Genomic DNA, 14784 nt, shown 5'->3' on the forward strand with positions numbered 1-14784 from the left:
TGCGACGGACATCGAGTCGATCGTCCGTACGAGGAAGGAGCCGCCATGACCGGCACCCCGCGCATCGCCGTCGTCACCTACGACGCCCGCGGCGAGCAGCACAAGGACCGGGACCTGCCGGTGCTGGTGGACGCGCTGCGGGAGGCCGGGGCCGACGCCGTCGCCGTCCACTGGGACGACCCCTCGGCCGACTGGGCCGCCTTCGATCTCGCCCTCATCCGCTCCACCTGGGACTACAGCTGGCGCGCCGAGGAGTTCACGGCGTGGGCCGAGCGGTGCGGGAAGGCGACGCGGCTCGCCAACCCGGTCGGTGTCGTGCGGTGGAACGCCGACAAGCGCTACCTCGGGCAGCTCGCGGAGGCCGCGGTGCCCGCCGTGCCCACCCGGTACTTCGCGCCCGGCGACCCCGTCGATCTGCCCGCCGACCGCGAGTACGTCGTGAAGCCCGCCTCCGGGGCCGGCGCCCGGTATGCCGCCCGCTACCCGGCCGGGGAGCGCGACGCCGCCCTGCGGCAGGTCGAGCGCATGCACACCGAGGGGTTCACCGTCATGGTGCAGCCCTATCTGGGCAGCATCGACACGTACGGCGAGCGGGCCTTGCAGTTCTTCGGCGGACACCTGCTGCACGCGAGCGTCAAGGGCGCCGTCCTCGCGCCCGGAACGCCGTACGACGCCGACAAGGTCGCCCACCCCGATCTGCGTCCCTGGCAGCCGACCGCCGCCGAACTGGCCGTCGCCGAGCAGGCCCTGGCCGCCGTACCCGTCGACGCGGAGCTGCTGTACGCGCGCGTGGACCTCGTCACCGGGCCGGACGGCGAGCCGTGCGTGATGGAGCTGGAGCTGATCGAGCCGAACCTGTTCCTCGATCTGCACCCGGAATCCGTGCCGCGGGTCGTGCGGGCGGTTCTGGCCGCCGCCGGCTGACCACCACGGGTGGGGTATACGTCCCTCGGTGGTGCCCTCTCCCGAGCCGGCCCCGAAGCCCGCGCGACGGTCCTGGGCACCGCTGCTGGCGGTGTGCGCCGGGTACTTCATGGTGATCCTGGACGTGACGGTCATCAACGTCGCCGTGCCGGTGGTCGGGCGGGAGCTGCCGGCCTCGCTCACCGGCATCCAGTGGATCACCGACGGGTACACGCTGGTCCTCGCAGGGTTCCTGCTGACGGGCGGGGCGCTGGGGGACCGGCTGGGCAACCGGCGGGTCTTCTGCTGGGGCGTGGCGGTGTTCACCGTGTCCTCGGCGGCCTGCGCACTCGCGCCCGGCGCGGCCTTCCTGGTGGCGGCCCGGCTGGTGGAGGGGCTCGGCGCGGCACTGATCGTGCCCGGCTCGCTGGCCCTGCTCCAGCAGGCCTACCCGGAGCCGGACATGCGCTCACGGGCCTTCGGGCTGTGGGGTTCCATGGCGGGCATCGCGGCCTCCGCCGGGCCGCTGCTGGGCGGGCTGCTCGTCTCCACGGTGGGCTGGCGCTGGGTGTTCCTCGTCAACCTGCCCGTCGGCGCGGCCTGCCTGGCACTCACCCTGCGGCACGTGGCCCGCTCGCCCCGGCGCGCCGACCGGGCCCTGGACTGGCCCGCGCAGGTCGCGGTCGTCGCGGCGGTCGCCCTGCTGACCGCGGCGCTCAACGAGGCCGGGCGGCGCGGCTGGTCCGACCCGGCCGTGCTCGCGGGAGCGGGCCTCGCCGTACTGGCCGCGGCGGCGTTCGCCCTGCGTGAGCGGCTGGCCCGGGCCCCGGTCCTGCCCCTGGCCCTGCTGCGCTCGCGCGCGATGGGCGGCGGAGCCGTCATCGGCCTGCTGTTCAACTTCGGCTTCTACGGCATGGTGTTCACCGCCAGCCTGGAGTTCCAGCACCAACGCGGCTACAGCGCCCTCGGCACCGGCCTCGCGCTGTTCCCGGCGGTGGCGATGACCATGTTCGCCTCGGTCCTGTCCGGCCGGCTGACCCGCCGAACCGGCGACCGCCCGCTGGTGGTCTCGGGCATGCTCCTGGCCGCCCTGGGGCTGGCCGGCTGGGCCGCGGCGGGGGCCGAACCCGGCTACGCGCTGCTGGTGGCGCCGATGATGGCCGCGGGCTTCGGTACGTCCTTCGCCCTCACCGGCTCGACCGCCACGGTGATGGGCGCCGCACCCCCGGCGTACTCGGGGGGCGCCTCCGCCCTCTTCAACACCACCCGCCAGGTCGGCAGCGCCACCGGCGTCGCACTCGGCGGCAGTCTGCTCGCCTCGGCCGCGAACTACGGCACCGGCATCCGCACCAGCATGGGCATCGGGGCTGTGGCCTACCTGGCCGCGGCGGCCCTCGCCTGGTGGTGCGTACCGGGCCGGGCCGCAGCCCCTCAGAGCTGACGGCCGGTGACGGACACCCGTTGCAGCAGCCCCCACGTGAACTCCGCGACGGCCTCCCGCCGCACCCCCTGCGCGTCCGGCGCGGTGAACGCCAGCCCCCACCGGGTCGGCGCCGTGCCCTCCAGGGGGCGCGCCGGGGCGAAGGCGCGGGCCGCCTCGTCGACGGTGCAGGACCAGGGGGTGAGGTCGTCGAGAGTGCGCAGCTCCGGGCCCGTCGCGCCCGGCGCGCGAACCAGCCACTCGTTCCACACCGCGCGGTTCGGGGCCGTCAGCACCTCGAAGCGCAGGCCGGGCCAGAGGGGCACCGGCCAGAGCCAGGCCTCGCAGTCGAGATCGCCGATCCGGCGCGGCGTACGGGACTCGGCTTCGCCCAGCACCTGGCGGTACCGGGACAGGGGCGCCCGGGAGCGCGGGGAGCGGACCATCGCCTGCCAGCGCCTGTTCGCCTCGCGCATGTCCGCGATCGACACCCCCAGCTCATGGCGGGCGTCCTCCACCAGGCCGGGGTTGTGGTCGGCCATGCGGCGCAGCAGCACCAGCTGGAAGTCGAGCGGGGTGAAGGGGTCAGCGGGGTGCTTTGCGGAGGGCATGGGACCCATCGTCGCCCACCGGGGTTCTGCCGGGGCGGCGGCCGTCGGGCAGGAACAGGACGGAGTTGACGTAGCGAGGGCCCCTGAGGAGCGGGGAGGGCAGGACCCGGCGGAGCAGGCCGTGGGAGACGACGTAGGAGGCGTCCGCCTGGTGGTCCTCCAGGGGGAACCCGGACAGCGGCACCCAGGTGTCGCCGGGCAGGACCCAGCCGTCGTAGCCCAGCAGGGCCAGGTAGGTCACCACCGGCGCGATCGGCTGGATGCGGGACTCCAGCTCCACGAACAGGGCCGGGCGGTCGCGGGCCAGCAGTCCCGTCGCGCCGCGCAGCACCGCCGGCTCGTTGCCGTCCACGTCGATCTTGATGAAGCCGACGTCACGCAGGCCCAGTTCGTCCAGCGTGACGCAGGGGACGTCCAGCGCGCGGCCGTGGATGTCGCGGCGGACCAGCGAGGACACGCCCCGGTCACCCGAGTCGTCCGACGGCAGCCACAGGCGCGCGATGCCCGGCCGGTCCGAGGCCGCCGCCCGGATCACGCGGACGTTCGGCGGGGCGGCGGCGGCCAGCAGCCGGGCCAGATGGGGCACCGGCTCGACCGTCACGACCTGCTCGGCGAGGCCGGCCAGGCGGTGCGTCCAGGGCCCGTACCAGCCGCCGACGTCCACCGCCGTACCGCAGTCCGGCGGGCACAGCTCGGCGAGGCGGGCCAGCTCCGGCTCGAACCGGGGGTAGAGCACCCGGGCCGTCGCGGCCACCAGGCGGGTCGGCAGGAGAGGGGCGACGCGGGCTGCCAGGCTGGTCACGGTGTCATCCTTTTGAGGAGTCGCTCGTGCTCGTCGTCCGGCACCTGCTCGCCCGAGGACGGCAGCAGCTGCGGAATGCCGTCGGTGATCGGGTAACGGCGGTGCAGGCGCGGGTTGTACAGCGCCTCCTCCTGCCCGGCCTCCTCGGCCAGCAGATGCAGCGGGCCCTTGTCGAGCGGGCACGCCAGGATCTTCAGCAGCGGGTCGTCGGGCTTCATGGGGATGCGAGCTCCTTGGCGGGTGGGGAGGGGTGGGGAGCGGTGTCGTGCTTCGGCATGGTCAGCAGCACGGCCACCGCCAGGGCCGTGCCCGCCACCCGCAGCGCGAGCCGCAGCGGCTCGTCCGGCAGGGCCTCGCCGAACGACAGCGTGCCGAGCACCGCCGTGAACAGAGACGTCACGGTCGTGCACACCGGCACGATCAGCGAGGCCCGGCAGCGCTGCAGTGCCGCCTGCGACATCACCAGGCCGAACACGCCGGTGAACAGCAGCAGATACGGATACGGGGAGCTCAGCAGATCCAGCACCGCGCCGCCGATCCCGTGGGTCGTCAGGTGGCTGGAGACGCCCTTGATGGCCAGCGAGCTGACGCCGTACAGCAGGCCCACGGCCACGCCGTACTCGACGCCGGTCGTCGGGCGCCGGTGCCGGTTGCGAGCGCGCCGCTCGGCCGAGCCGTACAGCCACAGCCCGGCCGCCAGCGACGGTACGCACACCAGCAGGATCAGCTGGTAGGGCGCGTCCTGGCTGACGGTGTCCGAGCCCTCGCGCAGGGACAGCACCACCATCAGCAGCGCCAGCAGGATCGCGCCCAGGGCGTACCGCTCCCGGCCGGACGTCTCCTCGCCGAGCAGCCGCGCCGACAGCAGCACGAGCAGCACCAGGCCGGAGACGAAGATGCCCTGGGCGGCGGCGATCGGCAGGGTGCGGTAGACGACGAGCTGCGCGGCGAAACCGGCGGCCAGGGCGAGGGACCCGCCGATCCACAGGGGGCTGCCGAGGACGAGGCGCAGCAGCCGGGCCGGCTGCCGGATGCTCACCTCGGGCAGGGAGGTGAGCGCCCGTTTCTCCAGCACGAAGCCCAGGCTGTACAGGGTGTTCGCCAGCAGCGCCGCGGCCACTCCCCACCACATGGGCTACGTCTTCCGGGCGTGCAGCAGCAGGATCGACGCGAGCTGCGGCCGGGCGCAGGCCAGCCGGTCCAGCGGGCGCAGCGGGCGCGGAACGCCGTGGAAGGGGGCCCCTTCGAGCCGTACGACCGTGAACCCGGACGCGGCGACGAACTCCCGGAGCGCGCGGGCGGTGTAGAGCCGCAGATGCCCCACGACCTCCTTGCCCGGGCGGCCGTGGATGCCGCGCAGGCTGACCTCCGAGAAGACGGGCTGCACTCCGGCCAGCAGCAGGCCGCGGTTGTACCAGGCGGCGAGGTTCGGCGTGGACAGCATCAGATGCCCGCCGGGGCGCAGGATCCGGCGGATCTCGTCCAGTGCCGCGTCGGGGTCGACGAGGTGCTCGACGACCTCGCTGAACAGCACGGCGTCGGCCGACCCGGACGCGAACGGCAGCCCGCCGCCGGTGAGTTCGCCGCGCACCGCGTACGGGATGCGGGTGCGGGCGCGGCGCAGGGCGTCCTGGGACCAGTCGACGCCGATGACGCGGTGGCCGGGCAGGAGCGGGGCGGCGGTGGCGGCGGCGGTGCCGTCCCCGCAGCCGATGTCGAGAACGGTCCGGGGGGCCTGGGCGGCCGGTCCGAGGGCGCGGGCCAGCATGCGGGCCTGGCGCAGGCTGCGCGGCGTGCCGGAGGCGACGGGCACGTCGGGGTTCTCGTAGAAGTCGCGCAGGTCGCGGGGCGGGGGCCCGGTGGTGGCCGGTGTCGTCACGGGGTCACCTCCGTGGTGTGCAGATAGTGCTCGAAGAGGTCGCGGAGGTGGGCGCCGTCACCGTGGCTGAGCAGGGCCTTCGACCAGCGCAGGGCCAGATGGAGGCGGCCGGCCGTGGAGGCGGTGGTCACGGTCAGGCCCCGCGGCATCCGGGCCGGTGCCGAGAACCAGACCGCGTGCGCGCGGCCCGCCTCCTCCCCGAAGTCCAGCGGGTAGGGGATGCGGCCGATGTTGCTGAGCAGGGTCGTCGACGTCCAGGGGGCCGCGGCCCTGCGCAGGGTGCGGGTGAGGGCGGCGCGGGCGGTGACGGGCGCCCACGGGGCGGTCAGGAGGGTGGCGCCGTGCCCGAGTTGGGGGCGGGGGAGGGCCTTCAGGGCGCGGGTCCGCTCCGCGGTGCGGCGCAGCAGGGCCGGCATGTCGGTGACGTCCAGTTCCCCCGGCGCGTACGGGACTTCCACCAGGCGGGTGCCATTGCCGATGGGCATGGTGGTGTCGCGGGGGCGGTCGTCCACGGGCATCGTGATGCGCAGCGGGCGGGGGCGGGCGCCGTGCTCCCTGTTCCAGTGGGCGATGGTCAGGGCCGTGGTGACCATGAGCTGGTCGTTGACGGTGTACGGGGAGCTCTTGGGGCGGTGCGGGAGGGGGAGCTCGGTGACGAGCATGCCGTTGCCGGGGGAGGGGTCCGGCGTGCCGTGCGCCACCCGCGCGGGTGGTGACCAGGTGCCCGGGGTGTCCGGGGCTTCCTGCCGGGGGTCGGTGGGGCGGGCCGGGGGCGCCGCCGGGGCGTTGTCCCGGCCGCCGTACAGCTCGGCGGCCGTGGCCAGGACGCGGAGGCAGGCCGGGCCGTCCAGGGCGGTGTGGTTGATGGTGAGCAGGAGGACCGAGTCCACCACGTCCAGGCGTATCGGCGGGGACATGGACAACGGCGGGGCCTTGGCGAGGGCCCGGGTCCGGGCGTCCCGCAGGGCCCGTGGGCCCGACGGGGCGAAGGTCACCACCTCCACATCCGGTTCCGGAGTCAACTCCCACTCGTACTGCCGCCGGTACCACGGCCCCCGCGCCTCCCGCATCAGGATCCGCGGATGCCGGTGCAGGGCTTCCAGGAACGCCTTGCGCAGCCGCGCCCGGTCGAGGGTGCCCGGGAGGTGGACCTCGATGTGGACCGTCTCCGGTTCCGCCTCCTGGAGGCAGTGCCGGGAAACCTCGTCCACCACCGGGAACGGAATGCGTACCGGTGCCGTCATACGGGCTTGCCCTCCCCGGGGTCCGTCCTCGGCAGCCGTTGCGTCGGCGCCTGCGGGGACGGCCCCTCGCGCAGACTCACCAGTGCCGCGAACAGACCGATCAGCGCCAGCAGTTGGGCGAGATGCCCGAACGCGCCCGCGCCCGCGCCCACCGGCTCCCCGGCCCCGAACGCCGCGGCGAGCCCCGCACCGGCCAGGGCGGCGAACGCGATCGGCACCAGCAGGGCGTGCCGTCGCGCGGCGAGCAACGCCAGCGCCGGGACCAGCAGCGCGAACCAGCCCGCGATCACCACCCCGACCAGCGTCAGCGCCACCGCGCCGAGCCACAGGCCGGGCAGCGGCGGGGCCGGCTGGGGCGCGTCGGGGTTGGGGGCACGGCGGCGCCAGACGGCCAGGCCCACCAGGGCCGCGATGCCGGCACCGCTGCCGATCAGCCCGATGTCGTACGTCGTGGCGGGCTCGTACGACAGCTTGACCGTGCCGCCCGCCCCGGCCGGGATCCGCCAGCCCTGCTGCCAGCCGTCCAGCCGGACCGGGGTCAGCTCCTTGCCGTTCAGCGTGGCCCGCCAGCCGTCGTTGAAGTTCTCGTACGTCGTCAGGTACGAGGCCGTGCCCGAGCCGACCGTCATCTCGCGCCGGTCGCCCAGCCAGTCCCGGATCCGCAGGTCACGCCCGGCCGCCGAGGCCTCGGGAACCGCGCCACGGGTCAGGGTCACGTCCGTGAGCGCGAGCGGGCCGGCGTCCCCGCCCTCCAGCCGGTGCTCGCCCGACGCGAGCCGCACCTCGGCGTCGCCCCGGCCCTCCTGGCAGAGCGTCACCTGCACGCCCCGCCGCTCCACCAGGTCCCCCACGGTGCCCTTCGCGCTCGTCTGGTACAGCTCGCCGTCCAGCGCCACGTCCGGGCCCTTGCCGCACGGCAGCGAGAACTTCCGGGTGCTGTCCGGCTGCGGGGTGCGGTACTGGTCCAGGGACGGGACGTACGCCTCGGTGAGGCCCACCGGGAGGCGCAGGTCCTCGTCGGCGACCGGGTTGTGCAGGGTCAGCCGGGCCGTCTCGGTGATCGTGATGTCGAGCCGGTCGGTGGTGATCGGCGGGAAGCGCACCCAGCCGTTCTCGTCGACGCCTGCGATCGCGGCGCCGTCCGGGGAGCTGATGTGCACCTCGGACGCCCGGGCGGACAGGCCACCCGCCGGAGCCAGGACCAGTTCGCCGACGGGCTGCTTGCCCTGCCAGCGCAGGTGGATCGTCGGCCGGTCGCCCGCGACCCACGCCGTCGTCAGGTCGCCGTCGGTGAGGTTGCGTGCCGCGAGTCCCGCGCCGAGGCGGGCCGTGGAGTCTGCGGTGGCGACGATCCGGGCCTGCTGCTCGGGCGCCACCTCGTACAGCAGCTCGTCGAGCTCCTCGCCCGGCACCGGCACCGCGCTCGCCTTCACCTCGTACGTCCCGGCAGCGGGGGTGGTGAAGCGGCGGTGCAGGCCGCCTTCCGTGCCGGTCGCGGACAGGCCGGTCGGGTCGGAGGCGCGGTGCAGGGAGACGACGGTGGCGGACGCGGTGGAGTCGTCCGCGTCGGCGGGCAGCCGCAGCAGCCGGGTCACCTGCACGTCCGGCAGGTCGATCTCGGAGAAGCCGGCGCCCGTCAGGCCGGTCCGGCGCTCCACCGAGTCCACGATCGTCAGCTTCATCCAACCGGTCGCCCCCTCGGGCGCCTTGATCCGCTGCGTCATGCCGTTCGGCCGCAGGAAGCTGGTCTTCGAGCCCTTCTCGGTCTCCACCCGCACCTTCGTCGCGGCCGCCCGCACACTCTCCTGCGGCAGCGGCGTGACCTTGAAGGAGGACGGCATGTCGTAGGAGCCGGTGAAGCCGATGCGCAGCCACTGCCCGTCCGGCGTGTCCGGCGCGCCCTCGGCCCACGCGGTGCCCGGGTTGCCGTCGAAGGCGTTCACCGGGTCGTACTGCGGGAGGTGGAAGAGCCAGCTGCCGTACGAGGACGCCGACACCGAGCGGGCGCCGCGCAGTTCGGCCACCGTCTGGTGCTCGACGCCCTCGGCGGGCAGGATCTGGCGCGGCTTCTCGCCCGGGTCCTGCTGGGCGTCCGGCGCGTTGCGCTCGTCACGCGTGTACGTGTACGACGTACCGGCGCTGACCAGCCCGAACCGGGTGTCCGCCCGCCGCAGCCCGTCACCCACCACCTGCACGGCAGGCGTGCCGAGCCCGGGGTGGTTGTCGCCGGTCAGGACGGTCGCCCGGCCGCGCAGCCGCTCCGCCAGCGGCAGCAGCGCCTCCGGCCCGCCGGACACCACGGCCGTGTCGGCGACCGGGGCGAGCCCCGCCTGCCCGGGCCGGATCACGTCGTCCCCGGTGGGCCGGTAGATCTCCACGGCCCGCTGCCGCGGGTACAGCCCCTCCACCTGGAGCGGCGCGTCCTGCGCGATCCGGCCGCCGGTCATCACCGGCCCGAGCCCCGTCACCCGCTCGTACCCCGACTGCTCCAGGGTGCGCTTGACGGCCGCGGTGGGCACGTAGCCGATCTGGTCGGGATCGAGGTCGTTGCGCACGACGACGTAGTACAGCCCGGCCCGGCTCAAGTAGTCGGCCAGACCCGGCACCTCGGCGCCGGACATCAGCGCCTGCTCGACGGCGTCCATGGCGCGCCGGTTGCCGGGCGTGCCGAACGGCACGTAGTCGCGCTGCGCCCACCGCGACTCGGCGAGCACGTCGAGCGGCTGGTCGATGGGCGAGCCCCAGGTGTAGACGCCGTGCGCGGTCGCCGGGACGACCAGGGCACGCGAGTCGGGGGAGTACTTCTCCAGCCAGTCGGCCGTCGCCTGCCAGTAGGCGGGGAGCTTCTGGAAGGAACCCGGGTTGAGGATCGAGCCGTTGAGGTAGGGCCACAGCAGCCCCGGCAGGATCAGCACGGCCGCGATCAGCGGGGCGAAGCGCCGGCCGCGCACCTGCCGGGCCCCGCGCCGCTCGGAGGCCACGCCCACCAGATGCGCCAGACCCAGCACGAGCGCCAGCGCCACACCGGTCTGGAACTTGTAGATGTTCCGGAAGGGCGACAGCCACCCGTCCAGCCAGCCCTGCACGACCCCGTGGAACGGCGCCCCGAACGCCCCGCCGTATCCGGCGAGCAGCACCGCCGCGGCCACGAGCACCGTCAGCACCAGCCACCGCCGCTCGGGCATGTCCCGCCGGGCGAGTCCGGCCAGCCCGAGTCCGGCGGCGAGCGCCGAGCACACGATCACGACGACGGAGGAGGCCACGGCCCAGCCGGCCGGCAGCCACGCCTCACCGAGGTGCAGATAGGCGACCCAGTTCCCGGCCCCGCGCAGCGCCTCGGTCGCCGCCATGGTGTCCGTGGTCGTCTGCGACGTCTCTATATAGGGGAGGAAGTTCTCGCCGTAGACGCCGAGCAGCAGCAGTGGCACCCACCACCAGGCCGTCACCACGATCACGGCCGGTGCCCACCAGGCGATCAGCTTGCGCTGCCGGGGCCCGGGCGGCCGGGACAGCAGGTACAGCCCGACCGGCAGCAGGGACGCCAGGGTCGCCGACGCGTTCACTCCTCCCATGAACGGCACGAGCAGCGCCGACCGCAGGGCCGCGACCCGGGCGGCGTACCGCTCGTTCGTCAGCGGCAGCAGCACCCACGGCAGGAACGCCCCCGGCAGCGCGGCGGCCGACGTCGACCCGATCACGGTCGTGAACAGCGGCCACAGCGCGTACGCCACCGCGCCCAGCAGCCGGGAGGCCCCGCTGCCCACCCGCAGCCGCTCGGCCAGCCGCAACGCCCCCCAGAAGGCGACGGACACGATCAGCGACAGCCACAGCCGCTCCGCCAGCCACACCGGCAGCCGCAGCAGGTCACACAGCCAGTAGAACGGCAGCATCGGCCACAGATAGCCGACGTACTGGTCCTGGATCCCGCCGAACCCGGCCCGGTCGTGCCACAACTGCCCGAGGTCGGCGAGGAACTGACCCGGGTCGACCGTGACACCGAGCTTGGTGTCGAAGGTCTGCCGCCCCGGCCGCACCGCGAGGAACAGCACGAACACCACGGCCCAGAAACCCAGCAGCCAGCGCCGCGACCGCGGGCCGTCGGGCGGGCCCGACGTGGTCGCGGTGGTGGGGACGGCTGCCGGGGGAGGAGCCTGGACCGTGGTTGTCATAGAGGACACCGCCGCAGGATGAGGAGGAGGTTCCAGGTGGCGAACTCGCGGATGCCGGGCGCCTTGACGACGGCCTCCGCGAGGAACGGCCAGTAGCGGGAGCGCGCCGAGACGACCGTGACGTCGTCCCGGGCGCGGACCTGCCTGAGGGTGGAGCCGATGTGCACCGCGAACAGGTTCTCGCCGAGCGTGTGCTTGGCGGGCCTGCCGGTCCGCCGCAGATAGCGGGCCCGGGCCCGCTCGGCACCGAAGTAGTGCCAGGGCGCCCACTCGTGCCCGCCCCACGGTGACAGCCAGTTGGTGAACGACACGTAGATCAGCCCGCCGGGCCGCGTCACCCGGGCCAGCTCGCTGAGGAACGTCCCGGGGTCCGCCACGTGCTCCAGCACGTTGGAGGAGAAGGTCACGTCCGCGACGCCGTCCCGCAGGGGCAGCAGATACCCGTCGGCGACGACGGCCGAGTCGGGTGGCATCTCGCCGAGTTCGGTGACGTCCGGCTCGAAGAGGTACGCGTTGGCACCGCGCCGCCGGAACTCCTCGGTGAAGTACCCGCCGCCCCCTCCGACGTCGAGGACGGTACGCCCGGCGACGGGCCCGTCGTAGGCCTCGACCTGGTCGACGGCGTCGCGGGCGAGCAGCGAGTAGCAGGCCTCGGGGTCGTCCTGTTCGTGGAGGAAGGCGCGGAACAGGGCGAGGGACCGCCGGAACGAGGGGTCCTTCGCCGGGGCCGCCGTCGAGCGGCGCGGGGCTGTGACGGGTGCGGCTCCGTCGCGTGGGCGCAGGTGCGGCTTCACGGCCCCCAGCCCCGCACCGCCTCCGCGGCCACCACCCGAAACTGCCGCACGGTCCGGTCCCACCGGAACCGCGCCGCCCGCTCGCGCGCCGCCTTCCCCATCAACTCCCGCTCCCGCCCGGCCAGGGCGAGCGCACACCACGCCGCGGCGAACGAGGACTCACCACGCGCGAGGACCCCGGTCTCACCGTCGACCACGGAGTCCTTGAGCCCGGGCACGTCGAAGGCCACACTCGGTGTCTCCCGGGCCGCCGCCTCCGTCACGACCAGCCCCCACCCCTCCACCGCGGAAGGGTGCAGCAGCAGCCAGGCCGCACACAGCAGCCGGTGCTTCTCGGCCTCGGAGACATACCCGGTGAACTCGACCCCGGGCCCGGCCAGCCGTTCCAGCCGCTCGCGCTCCGGTCCGTCCCCGACGATCACCAGCCGCCCGCCGGTCACCGGCCGCACCCGCTCCCACAACCGCAGCAGCAGATCGATCCGCTTGTACTCGACGAGCCGTCCGACGGCGACGAACAGCGGCTCGGGCGAGCGCTCGGCTCGCGGGCCCGGCTCCTCGACGCCGTTGTGCACGACCCGGATCCGTTCCCGCTCGACCCCGATCGCCCGCAGGGCGTTGGCGGTCGAGGAGGACACGGCGACCAGCAGATTGCGCTGCTGCGCCCCGGTCAGCGCCCAGTGTTCAAGTCTTCGGCCGATGCGCGCGGCCGGCGCCAGCGGACCGCCGAACCGCATCTTCCACAGGTCCGTGTGGACGTGGTTGACCAGGCACAGCGTCGGCCCCCGGTGCCACAGCGGCGCCAGGTACGGCATGCCGTTGCACACCTCGACCAGCAGATCGCAGTCACCGACCTGACGGGCGAAGGCCGACCGGGCGCGCAGGTAGTGCCCGTACGTGCCGCCCGCCGACACGACCCGGTAGTCGCGGATGGGGGCGCTCGGGGGAGGAGCCGAGGGCCCGGGGGACGCCGGACCGCCGCACAGCAGGGTCACCTGGTGCCCCAGCCGGGTCAGTCCGTCGGCGAGTTTGTCGACCAGCAGCTCGGAGCCGCCGGCGGAGGGGTTGTCCAGATCACGATGGGCGAGGAACACGATCCGGCGCGGCTGTGGGGGGAGCGCCGAAAGGTGCTGCGGCGCGCTGGGGGACGCGACGCGGTGGGGGTCCCCCCGCTCGAGCGAAGCCGAGAGCGGGGGAACGGACGGCACGTGCTGGGGCATGGGTGCTCCAACTCGTCTCGGGGTGCGGAACTCGGTGGGGAAAACGTGGGGGTGGGGTCGTCGGGGAGGGGACGGCCTGTGGGGGGCCTGAGCTCTTCCTGGGAGGGGGTGTGGACGGGTTGTGCTCGGGGTGGGGTTGGACAGTTTTCGCCCGGACGAACTCCACGGCTACTCACCGACGTGACAATTTCCGGCTTTGTTAGAGCTGACGTCACATCACATCGTGAGGGTGGGCTGGGGTGTACCGGACGTATCGGACGGAGCGGGCTGCTCCGGCTCCTTCCGCCCACGGGCCACCAGAACGCCGCCCACCGCGGCGAGCACCAGGCCGGCGATCCCGGCACCGATCGGCAAGGTCGTCCCGACGAGCCGGAGCTGGCCGCTGTCCCGCTTCGCCTGGCGCACGGCTTCCTTCTGCGTCGCGGTCGTGAAGGCGACCTTCTCGCTGTCCAGCAGCACCGCCGCGTCCTTCTTCCCGCCCGGCGCCCGCAGGGTCCGCTTCGGGCCGGTCTGCGCGTAGATCACGCGGCCCGTCGCCTGGTCCACGACCAGCTCGAAGCCGTGGTTGGAGTACCACTCCTCGGCCAGCACCTGCGGCCGGTTCGGCTGGTCGACGATGCTGCCGGGCACCATGCGCGTGCCGGTCCTCGTCGGCGGCACGGAGCCGGTGAACCTGTAGCCCGAGTAACCCTGGACCTTCGCGGTGCCCCGGTAGCGCAGCACGACCGTGTCGCCGAGCGTGTTGTCCCACCACTGGTAGGAGCGTTTCTGCACGTCGAAGGGGAACTTCAGGTAGGCCTCACCCTCGATGTAGGGCTTCTCCCCGCAGCAGTGCACGGGCCGGGTCGTCTCGCGGTCCATCACCCAGCGGTGCGGCGTGAAGTCCAGCGCGTCGTGCGGATCGGCGGCCGGCAGCGACTTGTCGGTGTCGACCGTCGTGGTCACGTCCCAGACGGCGTTGCCGCTGCGTTCGCTGTCCTCGACGTTGCCCCGCACCCGCTGGGTCACGGTGATCTTCCGGTCGGGCACCGTCTCGATCCGGTCAGTGTCGAAGACGCTGCCTCTGCCGGTGTAGACGGCGGTCGTGTCGATGTCGATCGGGTTCACCGCGGCACGCGGCTCCACGTACCGGGCGAGCAGCGGCGCCAGCACCAGCAGGAACGTGCCGAGACCCAGCAGGACCAGGGAAAAAGGAGAGGTTGTACGGCGCATCCGGGCACTCCAGTGACTTGGGACGGCTCGACGTACGAGGGGACCGGCACGGCGGAGGAATCAGCGCGTGCGAAGGGGGTGCCGAACGGGCCGGCGCGGAGGAATGAGCGGCGTCTGGTGCGTGCGATCGCAAGGCGCCGGAGCGCCCGCGTGGTGGAGCCACATGGGTGGTTCGGCAACGCGGCGAGCGTGCGTGCCAGGCGTCGCGACGCCGCGCCGGCCCGTTCGGCACCTCCTTGGGCCGGGAACCGTAGGCGGCTCTTGACGGGGTGTCAATGCTTGTCGAGACTGGGCGCGACGGGCAGGGACGGGATACCGGGGTGGGGAAACCTCCGGATGATCTCCGGACGTATCCGGACAGAGAGGCTGACCCTGCGATGTCGAGACTGCTCGCTGCCGCGCTGACCGTCGCGCTCGCCGCCGCCCTGGCCGTGGGCGCCGCGCTGGGCGTGGTCGCGCTGCTCCAGGCCACACCCGACCAGCCGAACACCCCCCTGATCACGTACGAGCAGACCGGGCAGGGGGGTTGACGG

General features: G+C 73.8%; 13 protein-coding genes. 3 read left to right on the forward strand and 10 right to left on the reverse strand.

All coding sequences use genetic code 11. The annotated features are described in order from the left end of the window. Positions 1-45 precede the first annotated feature (45 nt). Entirely contained in the window at positions 46-924 is an 879-nt protein-coding gene (locus IO24_RS0102295) for an ATP-grasp domain-containing protein (RefSeq protein ID WP_031131189.1), read from the forward strand. Between the two features lie 28 nt (positions 925-952). Next, entirely contained in the window at positions 953-2344 is a 1392-nt protein-coding gene (locus tag IO24_RS0102300; protein ID WP_107062881.1) for an MFS transporter, read from the forward strand. Here the strand turns inward: IO24_RS0102300 and IO24_RS0102305 are convergent. The 10 genes from IO24_RS0102305 to pgfA form a co-directional block, all read right to left on the reverse strand. Beyond that, positions 2335-2943 (reverse strand): hypothetical protein, encoded by a 609-nt coding sequence (locus IO24_RS0102305; protein WP_078898775.1) that lies wholly within the window; start codon positions 2941-2943, stop codon positions 2335-2337. The genes IO24_RS0102300 and IO24_RS0102305 overlap by 10 nt on opposite strands. Further along, positions 2909-3736, reverse strand: coding sequence for an FkbM family methyltransferase (locus IO24_RS0102310; protein WP_031131195.1), 828 nt, complete (start codon positions 3734-3736; stop codon positions 2909-2911). Before IO24_RS0102310 ends, IO24_RS0102305 begins: the two co-directional genes overlap by 35 nt. After that, complete coding sequence (locus IO24_RS0102315; protein WP_031131197.1) at positions 3733-3954, reverse strand: Trm112 family protein; 222 nt, start codon at positions 3952-3954, stop codon at positions 3733-3735. Before IO24_RS0102315 ends, IO24_RS0102310 begins: the two co-directional genes overlap by 4 nt. Further along, positions 3951-4856 carry a hypothetical protein gene (locus IO24_RS0102320; protein WP_031131198.1) on the reverse strand — a complete coding sequence of 302 codons (906 nt, stop codon included), beginning with the start codon at positions 4854-4856 and terminating at the stop codon, positions 3951-3953. Before IO24_RS0102320 ends, IO24_RS0102315 begins: the two co-directional genes overlap by 4 nt. A 15-nt stretch (positions 4857-4871) precedes the next feature. Further along, positions 4872-5615 carry a class I SAM-dependent methyltransferase gene (locus IO24_RS0102325; protein WP_031131200.1) on the reverse strand — a complete coding sequence of 248 codons (744 nt, stop codon included), beginning with the start codon at positions 5613-5615 and terminating at the stop codon, positions 4872-4874. Beyond that, positions 5612-6859 carry a condensation protein gene (locus IO24_RS0102330; RefSeq protein ID WP_031131202.1) on the reverse strand — a complete coding sequence of 416 codons (1248 nt, stop codon included), beginning with the start codon at positions 6857-6859 and terminating at the stop codon, positions 5612-5614. The genes IO24_RS0102325 and IO24_RS0102330 overlap by 4 nt, the downstream gene beginning before the upstream one ends. Further along, positions 6856-11028 (reverse strand): alpha-(1->3)-arabinofuranosyltransferase, encoded by a 4173-nt coding sequence (locus IO24_RS0102335; RefSeq protein ID WP_037667069.1) that lies wholly within the window; start codon positions 11026-11028, stop codon positions 6856-6858. Before IO24_RS0102335 ends, IO24_RS0102330 begins: the two co-directional genes overlap by 4 nt. Next, positions 11025-11822 carry a class I SAM-dependent methyltransferase gene (locus IO24_RS0102340; RefSeq protein WP_420823196.1) on the reverse strand — a complete coding sequence of 266 codons (798 nt, stop codon included), beginning with the start codon at positions 11820-11822 and terminating at the stop codon, positions 11025-11027. The genes IO24_RS0102335 and IO24_RS0102340 overlap by 4 nt, the downstream gene beginning before the upstream one ends. Further along, entirely contained in the window at positions 11819-13039 is a 1221-nt protein-coding gene (locus tag IO24_RS0102345) for a glycosyltransferase family 4 protein (protein ID WP_031131208.1), read from the reverse strand. The genes IO24_RS0102340 and IO24_RS0102345 overlap by 4 nt, the downstream gene beginning before the upstream one ends. Positions 13040-13255: 216 nt before the next feature. Beyond that, on the reverse strand, positions 13256-14251 hold the full coding sequence (gene pgfA, locus IO24_RS0102350; RefSeq protein WP_031131210.1) for a cell envelope lipid trafficking protein PgfA: 996 nt from the start codon (positions 14249-14251) through the stop codon (positions 13256-13258). Between the two features lie 377 nt (positions 14252-14628). On the opposite strand from pgfA, the gene IO24_RS45530 reads away from it, so the two are divergent. Then, positions 14629-14781, forward strand: coding sequence for a hypothetical protein (locus IO24_RS45530; RefSeq protein WP_167551585.1), 153 nt, complete (start codon positions 14629-14631; stop codon positions 14779-14781). Positions 14782-14784: the final 3 nt, after the last annotated feature.

It is taken from the genome of Streptomyces flavovariabilis (assembly GCF_000725785.1).
GTDB classification, from domain to species: Bacteria; Actinomycetota; Actinomycetes; order Streptomycetales; family Streptomycetaceae; genus Streptomyces; species Streptomyces hawaiiensis.